The organism is Rhodoplanes azumiensis (genome assembly GCF_042682915.1).
GTDB classification, from domain to species: domain Bacteria; phylum Pseudomonadota; class Alphaproteobacteria; order Rhizobiales; family Xanthobacteraceae; genus Rhodoplanes; species Rhodoplanes azumiensis.
The window spans coordinates 139,194-147,440 of record NZ_JBHUIW010000013.1; the positions used below are offsets into that span (position 1 = coordinate 139,194).

General features: G+C 72.9%; 10 protein-coding genes. 4 read left to right on the forward strand and 6 right to left on the reverse strand.

The window, feature by feature from the left end:
* Positions 1–50 precede the first annotated feature (50 nt).
* Positions 51–620 (forward strand): TetR/AcrR family transcriptional regulator, encoded by a 570-nt coding sequence (locus tag ACFSOX_RS12830; protein ID WP_378478210.1) that lies wholly within the window; start codon positions 51–53, stop codon positions 618–620.
* On the opposite strand, the gene ACFSOX_RS12835 is transcribed toward ACFSOX_RS12830, so the two are convergent.
* The 6 genes from ACFSOX_RS12835 to ACFSOX_RS12860 all read right to left on the reverse strand — a co-directional run bounded on the left by ACFSOX_RS12835 (position 617) and on the right by ACFSOX_RS12860 (position 5,010).
* Positions 617–1,276: a phosphoribosyltransferase gene (locus tag ACFSOX_RS12835; RefSeq protein WP_378478211.1), complete on the reverse strand. Its 660-nt coding sequence runs from the start codon at positions 1,274–1,276 to the stop codon at positions 617–619. The two genes, ACFSOX_RS12830 and ACFSOX_RS12835, sit on opposite strands and share 4 nt — an antisense overlap.
* A gap of 53 nt (positions 1,277–1,329) precedes the next feature.
* The gene (gene pncA / locus ACFSOX_RS12840) at positions 1,330–1,959 is read right to left on the reverse strand and encodes a bifunctional nicotinamidase/pyrazinamidase (protein ID WP_378478212.1); all 630 of its coding nucleotides are present in this window, start codon (positions 1,957–1,959) and stop codon (positions 1,330–1,332) included.
* Positions 1,960–2,039: 80 nt separating this feature from the next.
* Complete coding sequence (locus ACFSOX_RS12845; protein ID WP_378478213.1) at positions 2,040–2,861, reverse strand: universal stress protein; 822 nt, start codon at positions 2,859–2,861, stop codon at positions 2,040–2,042.
* Between the two features lie 66 nt (positions 2,862–2,927).
* Complete coding sequence (locus ACFSOX_RS12850) at positions 2,928–3,482, reverse strand: Hsp20/alpha crystallin family protein (RefSeq protein ID WP_378478214.1); 555 nt, start codon at positions 3,480–3,482, stop codon at positions 2,928–2,930.
* A gap of 200 nt (positions 3,483–3,682) precedes the next feature.
* Entirely contained in the window at positions 3,683–4,264 is a 582-nt protein-coding gene (locus tag ACFSOX_RS12855; RefSeq protein WP_378478215.1) for a phasin family protein, read from the reverse strand.
* 59 nt (positions 4,265–4,323) lie between these two features.
* Positions 4,324–5,010, reverse strand: coding sequence for a helix-turn-helix domain-containing protein (locus ACFSOX_RS12860; RefSeq protein WP_378478216.1), 687 nt, complete (start codon positions 5,008–5,010; stop codon positions 4,324–4,326).
* 248 nt (positions 5,011–5,258) lie between these two features.
* Here ACFSOX_RS12860 and ACFSOX_RS12865 point away from each other — a divergent pair, with 248 nt between their 5' ends.
* From ACFSOX_RS12865 to ACFSOX_RS12875, 3 genes are all read left to right on the forward strand, one after another.
* Positions 5,259–6,800: a PAS domain S-box protein gene (locus tag ACFSOX_RS12865; RefSeq protein WP_378478217.1), complete on the forward strand. Its 1,542-nt coding sequence runs from the start codon at positions 5,259–5,261 to the stop codon at positions 6,798–6,800.
* Complete coding sequence (gene fixJ / locus ACFSOX_RS12870) at positions 6,790–7,434, forward strand: response regulator FixJ (protein ID WP_378478218.1); 645 nt, start codon at positions 6,790–6,792, stop codon at positions 7,432–7,434. The genes ACFSOX_RS12865 and fixJ overlap by 11 nt, the downstream gene beginning before the upstream one ends.
* A 204-nt stretch (positions 7,435–7,638) precedes the next feature.
* Positions 7,639–8,154, forward strand: a complete 516-nt coding sequence (locus tag ACFSOX_RS12875) for a response regulator (RefSeq protein ID WP_378478219.1) — start codon at positions 7,639–7,641, stop codon at positions 8,152–8,154.
* Positions 8,155–8,247: the final 93 nt, after the last annotated feature.

Below are 8,247 nucleotides of genomic sequence, written 5' to 3' on the forward strand. Positions count from 1 at the left end.
AAACAAGAAGGTGTGTGGCCTTGGCTCTGGGACGCCCGCGGACATTCGACATGGACGAGGCCCTCGACCGCGCCCTCCAGGTGTTCTGGCGGCGCGGCTACGAGGGCGCCTCGATCGCCGAGCTGACTCAGGCGATCGGCATCGCGCCGCCGAGCCTCTACGCGGCGTTCGGCAATAAGGAAGGCCTGTTCCGCAAGGTTCTGGAGCGCTACGTCGCGGTCCGCACCCGGTTCTGGGACGAGGCGCTGGCGGCGCCGAGCGCGCGCGAGATGGTGGCGCGGCTGCTGCACGGCACCGCCGACTTCATGACCGACGCCTGCAATCCGCCCGGCTGCCTGCTGGTGCGCGGCACCGTGGCCTGCTCCGACATGGCCCAGGACGTCCACCAGGAGCTGATCGCCAAGCGCCGCGAGGGCGAGCGCATGGTGTGCGAGCGCCTCCTCGCGGCCAAGGCGGCCGGCGAGCTGCCCGCCGATCTGGATCCGAAGGCGTTCGCCTGCTTCGTCGCCACGGTGCTGGAGGGCATGTCGGTGCATGCCGCCGGCGGTGCGACGCGCGACGATCTGCACGCCGTCGCCGCGATGGCGATGCGCGCCTGGCCGGCGCCGGCCGCGGGTTAGACCCGGCCCGCCCGTCCGGGAGCGCGCCGGCCGGCCAATGCGGCCAGCACCTCGGCGTCCGGCACCTGATGGAAGTCCTCGTAGAAGGCGCCGATCGCCGGGAACCAGGCGGGCGCCTCCAGGCAGACGACGGCGTCCGCCTCCTCCCGCAGGGCGGCGAGGCTGTCGGGGGCGCCGACCGGGACGGCGAGCACCAACCGGGCCGGATCCCCTCGCCGCAGCGCGCGCAGCCCCGCCCGCGCGGTCGCGCCGGTGGCGAGGCCGTCGTCGACCAGGACGACGGTCCGTCCGGTGATCGCGGCGGGTGGGCGGCCGTCCCGGTATCGGGCCTGGCGCCGGGCGATCTCGGCCTGCTCGACCGCGCAGGCCGCCCGGAAGGCCGCCGCATCGACCCGCCCGGCCCGGATCACGTCCGCGTTGCGGAGCACGACCGGCGGGTCGCCCTCGGCGACCGCGCCCATCGCCAGCTCCGGCTGGTCGGGCAGCCCGATCTTGCGGACGATCAGGACGTCGAGCGGCGCATCGAGCGCCGCCGCGATCTCGGCCGCGACCGGCACGCCGCCGCGCGGCAGCGCCAGCACCACGGGCGACTGGTCCTTCAGATCCGCCAGCGCGGCGGCGAGGCGCCGCCCGGCATCGCGACGATCGACGAACATGCCGCCCTCCGGTTCGGGATGCGGCCGGCTCCCGCGACGGACCCGAGCCGCCGTCACATCGTCTCGACGAGGACGACGCCCAGCTCCGCCAGCGCCCGCCGGGTGGCGGCGACCGAGCCGTCGACGTCGATGCCGCGGCAGCCCTCCTCCACCACGGTCACGTCGAAGCCGAGCCGGCGGGCATCCTCGGCCGAGAAGCGGACGCAGAAGTCGAGCGCGAGCCCGACCACGACGACACGCGAGAAGCCGCGCTCGCGCAGATAACCGGCGAGGCCGGTCGGGGTCCGGCGGTCGTTCTCGTAGAAGGCCGAGTAGGAATCGATCTCGCGCCGGAAGCCTTTGCGGAGAACGAGGGCGGCGTGCGGGATCCGCAAGTGTCGATGGAACGCCGCGCCCTCGGTCTCCTGCACGCAATGATCCGGCCAGACGATCTGGGCGCCGTAGGCCAGCGTCACCTGATCGAACGGCTTGCGCCCCGCATGCACCGAGGCGAAGGAATGATGCCCGGCCGGATGCCAGTCCTGGGTCAGCACGACGTGCCGGAATTTCTCGGCGAGCCGCAGGATCGGCGCCACCACGGCGTCGCCGTCCGGCACCGGTAGCGCGCCGCCGGGACAGAAGTCGTTCTGGACGTCCACCACCAGGAGGACGTCGCGGTCGTCGATCGCCGCACCCGCACCCATGTCGCTCTCCACACTGTCCGTCCGGCCGCGCACATACCGCCGGCCCGCACCGGAGACGGTATCGCGGTGCGCAGTATGGCTCAGTGCGACAGCAGGCAACAGACCGGGCTCTCGGTCAGGAGCCCGCGCGTCACCCCGCCGAACATCCATTCGCCGAGTCGGCTGTGGCCGTAGCCGCCGGCGACGATCAGATCGACGCGCTCCTCGCGGGCGAGCCGGATCAGCGCGTCGATCGCGCTGCCCTCGTCGTGCACCGTGACGGTCGCGACCGCGATGCGGTGGCGCGCGAGATGGCGACCGATGTCGTCGAGGTTCTGCCGGGCGGCGGCTTCGCCGTCCGGCGAGCAGACCTCGGCCACCATCACGCTGTCGGCCTCGTGCAGGAAGGGCAGCGCGTCGGCGACGGCGCGCCGCGCCTCGCGGGTGTCCTTCCAGGCGACCAACACCTTGTGCGGCACCAGCGTGTCCACGGCGTCGGGCACCAGCACGACGGGCCGGCCGGCGCGCAGGATCACGCTGCCGGGGTCGAGCGAGCGGAACACGTCGTCGGGCTGCGGTCCGGCGCCGATCACGATCAAGTCGGCGGCGCGGGCCGCCCGGGTCACCGCCTCGAGCGGGAAGTCGAGGCTGCCGCGCCATTCGACCGGCCGGTTGCCGGGCCCGACCAGCGACCGGAAATGCGCGCCGAGGCCGCCGAGCTCCTGCACCATCGCCTCCTTCTCTTCGGCCGAGGGACCGAAGTCGACCACCAGCCCCTCCGCCGCGAAGGGCGGGCGCGGCCCGACCCCGGCGACCCCGATCAGGGTCGCGTGGAACCGCTCGCCCAGTCCGCTCGCCAGACGCACCCGGGCGTCCGACGCCGCGTCGATGCCCACGTGCACCATCACGGTCGCATAGGACATGGCTCGCTCCTCACCTGCTTCGGCAGCCCACCGGTCCGTTTCCCCGTGCCCGGCCGGCCGCGTGGCTCAGCCCTTCGTCTCCACGGCGATGGTCTTGGCGGTCTTGGGCGGCACCGCCGCCTTGGGCAGCCTGACGGTCAGCACGCCGTCGGCGACGCTGGCCGTGATGGCGTCCTCGGCGATGCCGGCGGGAAGCTGGAACGAGCGCTGGAACGACCCGAAGCGGCGCTCGGCCACGTGCCAGCCCTCGCGGCTCTCGTCACGCTCCTCCTTCTTCTCGCCCTTGATGGTGAGAATGCCGTCGGCGAGCGTCACCTGGACGGCCTCCGGCGGGATGCCGGGCAGCTCGGCCGTGATCTGATAGGCCGCGTCGGTCTCGACCAGATCGACGGCGGGACGGCGGACGCCGGCCTCGTCGGCGAGCAGCGGCGGCCGCATGGCGAAGAAGCTGCTGCCGAACGGGACGTCGAAGCCGCGTCCGAAGTCCTCGAACAGGCGGTCCATCTGGCGGCGGAGTCGCTCGAAGGGATCCCGCCCGGACAGCGCCCGCGGCGCGGGCGGCGTCGGCGTCTGCGACGGCTGGGTCGCGGGGGCCTGCACGACAGTCTCGGTCTCGGCCATGATGGTCTCCTTTTCGGATCCTGGTTGGTCTCCTTTCCGGTCCCGCCGGACGTCGGCGGGGCGATGACGAAGGATAGGATCACGTCGACCGCGGGTGTTGACGGCGGTCAATTCCGCCCGAGCGACGGGCGGCACGGACCGTCACGGTCGCGCGACGGAGCGGGTTTCGTCGCGGGCTTCGTCGGAACCGCCGGCGTTGCTCAGCGCCGGCCGGAGGCCGGGCCGGCGCCGTCGTCCGGATCGTCCGCCTCGGCCGAGGCGAAGACCCGCGCCGCATCGCCCATCAGCTTCTCGCTGGACGTCCAGAGATCCTTGCCTTGGGCCAGCGCGGTCTCGAACTGGCGGGCGGCGAAGCGGCTCGACAGCGCGATCATGTCGGGCACCGAGCTGGTCTCGGCCATCGCGGTCGCGAAGCCGAATCCGGCCGTCATGTTGGCCTCGAACGCGGCGAGCAACTTGCGGCCCAGCTCCGCCCCGTCGTGCAGCGCCTCCGAGAGCACGTGGTCGGAAAAGGCCTGGTCGGCGTCCTGCGGCCCGCATGCGGCATCCGGCCCGGTCTCGGGGGCGGCCCGGCTGGCCCCGCCCGCCGGGTCGGCGGCGCGGGCCTGCACGCGCTCGCTGCCGCTCCGTCCGCTGCCGGACGGAGCGGCACCGGACGGATGTGGACCGGACGGATGTGGACCGGACGGACGGGCGCTGGACGGACGGGTGCCGGATGGATAATCGAGCGGGGGCAGACCCGGCATCTCGCCGGGCGGATCGGACGGCGGCTTCGCCGGCATGACACAACTCCTCGGCCCGGGCTCTCCCGGGACGCCCAAGGGGACCACCGAGGAGGCTTCTAGGCGTGCAGGCGCTTCAGCGCCTTGCGGTCGCGCAACACGATGCGCCGACAGGTCGGCACCGCGATGGCGCCCGTGCTCTCGAGCTGGGTGAGAGTCCGCGAGATCGTCTCGATCGTCAACCCGAGATAGTCGGCGATGTCCTGGCGCGACATCGGCAGCTCGATCTGGTCGGTCGCCCCCATCCGCTCGGCCAGCTCGAGCAGGAAGCAGGCGACCCGCTCCTGGGCGCTGCGGATCAGCACCAGCATGTGGGTCCGCACCTGCTGCAATTCGCGCGCCGTCAGGGCCCACAGCATGTGGGAGACACGATGCTCGGCCTCGGCGAGCGACACCAGGGCGCTACGCTTGATCACCAGAAGCACCGAGCGGGTCACCGCCTCGGCCGAGCAATGGTGGGCCGCGGTCGCCTCCAGGCCGAACACCTCGCCGGGCAGATAGAACGAGCTGATCTGCCGACGGCCGTCATCCAGCACCTTGTAGGTGCGGGCGGCACCCGAGACCACCTTGTACACGTAGGTCGTCGGCTCGCCCTCGCCGAAGATCTCGGCATTGCGGGCGAAGGCCATCCGCACCCCGAGGGCGTCGAGGCCGGGCGCCCCTTGGGCGCCCTGCTCGGTGGACCACCGATCCACCGGCTTGGCCGGGTGGGTGGGGCTCAGCGTCTGCGCGTTCTGCATCAACATCGCCGCCGGCTCGCTTGGGGACTGGCTCGCTTGGGGACAGGCTCGTTCAGGGACAGCTCGCTCGGGACTGGAAAGCCACCCTGCAACGTAGGGGCGCGGACGGCCGGGTGAAATTCGGGTATGGTCCCTAAGGGCTGTCCCGGAGCAACCCGGAGGGCCGAGGCCCGGTCGCCGTGCAGGGCAGGACCGTTCCGGCGGTGCCCGCGCAAAGGCGTCCGCGCGGGAGGGCCGGATCGCGGAGAGCGTGGATGGCGGAGATCGAGCTGCGATCGTCGGACCCGCCCGCCGCGGCCGCGATCGTTCCGCCGTCCGGGCGCGCCCGGCCGGTGCAGGAGCGGGCCGTCTGGTATGTCGCCGGCGCAGCGCTGCCGGTCGTCGCCTTCCTGCTGCACCGAGTGGCGTCCGGTCTCAGCGACGCGCAGGCGGACCTCGTCTTCATGGTGCCCCCGGTGCTGATCGTCGGCGCCTTCGGGGGCCTCGGCCCGGGCGTGCTCGCCACCCTGCTGGCGCTCGGCCTGCACCTGATGCCGTTCGGCGCGCCGCTCGGCGCGACCGGTCCGGCCCTGATCGCCGGCGCCACCTTCGGGCTGATCGGGCTGGGCATGGCGGTGTTCGGCGAGCGCCTGCGGCTCGCCCGCGACGAGGCGGCCGCCCGCACCCGCGGCCTGATGGCCCGCGAGGCGCACCTGCAGTCGATCCTCTCCAACGTTCCCGACGCCGTGATCATCGCCGACGAGCGCGGCCGCATCGAATTGTTCAGCCCCGCGGCCGAGCGGCTGTTCGGCTACACGGCCGCCGAGGTCCGCGGTCGCAACCTGGGCGTGCTGATGCCGCAGCCCTACAGCGACGCGCATCAGGACCAGGTCGAGCGCTATCTGCGCACCGGCGAGCGCCACATCATCGGCACCGGCCGGGTCGTGGTGGGCGAGCGCAAGGACGGCACGACGTTCCCGATCGCCCTCACGGTCGGGGAGATGCGGTCCGACGGCCGGCGCTTCTTCACCGGCTTCGTGCGCGACCTCACCGAGCGGCAGGAGACCGAGGCGCAGCTCCAGCGCCTGCAGTCGGAGCTCCTGCACGTCTCCCGCCTCACCGCGATGGGCGAGATGGCCTCGGCGCTCGCCCACGAGCTGAACCAGCCGCTGTCGGCGATCGCCAACTATCTCACCGGCTCGCGCCGCCTCCTCGCCGACCCGGCCGAGGACAAGCTCGTGATGGTGCGCGAGGCGATCGACGCCGCCGTGGCGCAGTCGCTGCGCGCCGGGCAGATCATCCGCCGGCTGCGCGACTTCGTCGCCAACCGCGAGCCCGAGAAGCGGGTCGAGAGCCTGAAGGCGCTGATCGAGGAGACCAGCGCGCTGGCCCTGGTCGGCGCCCGCGAGAGTGGCGTCCGGGTGCGGTTGCTGCTCGATCCGGCGGCCGACCGGGTGTTCGTCGACCGCGTCCAGATCCAGCAGGTTCTGCTCAACCTGATGCGCAACGCCATCGAGGCCATGGAGGCCTCGCCGCAGCGCATCCTCACGGTCGCGACCGCCCCCGGCCCCGACCGCAGCGTCATGATCGAGGTCGCCGACACCGGGAGCGGCATCGCGGCCGAGATCGCCGGCCAGCTGTTCCAGCCCTTCGCCACCACCAAGGCCTACGGCATGGGCATCGGCCTGTCGATCTCGCGCACCATCGTCGAGGGGCACGACGGCCGCATCTGGGCCGAGCCCTGCCCTGGCGGTGGCGCGTCGTTCCGGTTTACACTGCCGGCCGTGGTGGGCGAGGAGCTCGGCGATGTCGGCTGACGCGGTCGTTCATGTCATCGACGACGACGAATCGGTGCGCAAGTCGCTCGACTTCCTGCTGCGCGCCGCCGGCTTCCGCACCGCCACCTACGAGACCGCGACGGCCTTCCTGCAGGCGCTGCCGGACGTCGCGCCGGGCTGCATCGTCACCGACGTGAAGATGCCGGAGGTGAGCGGCGTCGATCTCCTGAAGACGCTGCGCGACCGCGACGTGCGCATGCCCGTCGTCGTCATCACCGGACACGCCGACGTGCCGATGGCGGTCGAGGCGATGAAGAACGGCGCCGTCGACTTCCTGGAGAAGCCGTTCGACGACGAGGTGCTGCTCGTCTCGATCCGCACCGCGCTCGCCGCCGCCGCCGGCGCCGCCGAGCGCGAGGCGGCGCGCAACGACCTGCGCACCCGCATCGCCGCGCTGTCGCGGCGCGAGCGCGAGGTCTTGGACGGGCTGGTCGCCGGCAAGCCCAACAAGACGATCGCCTGGGATCTCGGCATCAGCCCGCGCACCGTCGAGATCTACCGCGCCAACGTGATGACCAAGATGCGCGCCGTCAGCCTCTCCGAGCTGGTGCGCATGACCCTCCTGGCCGAGCTCGACGACCAGCCGGCCGGCTCCGCCGACCCGGTGCGCTGAGCGCCCGGGATCGCGCCCCCCCTCCGCCCGCATCGCGACCCCGAGATCATTTTGAGCCGCGTCAAGACACTGGCGCGCGGTTGGTCTCTTCTCGCCGGCGGCCCCCGCCGACATCCCCGCCGCGACCGGCGGCGGCCCGATCCCTTCGAGACGCCGCCGCGCGCCGGGTGCGCGCGGTCGTCGGTGGAACCGCGGTCGAGCGCCATGACACGGAACGATCCGGCCCCGAACGACCCCGCCCGCGACGGCGCCGCACCGAGCGACGCCGCACCGAGGGACGCCGCACCGAGGGACGCCGGCGACTGCCGCGACGGCGCGTCCCTGCCGACCATCGTGGTCGTCGACGGCGACCCGGCGCTGCGTCACGCCCTCCACTTCGCGCTCGGGGTCGAGGGATTTTCGGTGCGCGCCTTCGCCTGCGCGGCGGACCTTCTGTCCTCCGACGACCTCGCCGATCTCGCCTGCGTGGTGACGGAGGCGCGGCTGCCCGACATGGCCGGCCTCGACCTCGTCGCGCGGCTGCGCCGCCGCCGCGCCCGCCTGCCCGCCTTGCTGATCACGGCCGATCCGACCCTGCGCCTGCGCCGCGCCGCCGCCGACGCCGGCGTCCGCCTGATCGAGCAGCCGCTCAACGGCGACAGCGTCGTCGAGGGCGTGCTGGCCCTGGTGGCCGGGTCCGTCGGATCACCGCGGTCGTTTGCCGCGGAGTCGAAGAGCTGAGACGCACTGCGGCGTTCTCCGTCATTGTCGGGCTCGACCCACGGCTGTCCGGCACGGATTGTGCTTTATGCGGCGAGCCTCGGTTGGTGGCGC